This is a genomic window from Methylobacterium sp. E-045, assembly GCF_022829685.1.
Lineage (GTDB): Bacteria > Pseudomonadota > Alphaproteobacteria > Rhizobiales > Beijerinckiaceae > Methylobacterium.
Map to the genome: position 1 here is coordinate 1 of NZ_JAKSYE010000002.1, position 499 is coordinate 499.

Consider the following 499-nt stretch of genomic DNA (forward strand, 5'->3'; position numbering starts at 1 on the left):
AGCACTATTTCGCTCCGTCTCGCGCCGCGCTCATGATGATGTCCCTGGTTCTTTCTCTCTATGTTGCCACCATATTTGCTTCGCTCGTCCCCGCTTCAGCAGAGGATCGGCGGGTTAAGGTTTACTCTGGCACCAGCTCAATCACGGTCCCTGCCTCACGACTAGCAGCCACGCAGCCGTCGCAGCAGGCAACCAGCTTCAATGCAGCTCCCGCTCGTAAAATTCGGGTTGTGCAGGCTTCTCCCTTCCGCGCCATGAACTGAGTACCGCCCGTCTACAGGTGGGACGGTTAAGATTTGTGGCTTTGCGGCAGAGGCTGGAACGGCATGAAGCGAGCGATTGGCGGACTAATAGGCTACCTCGCAGTCCTAGCCTCACAGACGGGTCCTGGCTTCGCCTTGGAGGTCTCCCGCAGCCTTGAGATCCAAGCACCCCCTGCCACTGTCTGGAAGCTCATTGGCGGCTTCTGCGCCATCGCGAAATGGCATCCGATGGTTGA

The 499-nt window shown here is 58.5% G+C and carries 2 protein-coding genes; both read left to right on the forward strand.

Annotated elements, in window-relative coordinates:
* A partial coding sequence (locus MKK51_RS00010; protein WP_243974213.1) for a hypothetical protein occupies positions 1-263 on the forward strand: 263 nt, incomplete at its 5' end.
* Positions 264-326: 63 nt separating this feature from the next.
* The coding region (locus MKK51_RS00015; RefSeq protein ID WP_243974215.1) for an SRPBCC family protein at positions 327-499 on the forward strand (173 nt) is incomplete at its 3' end.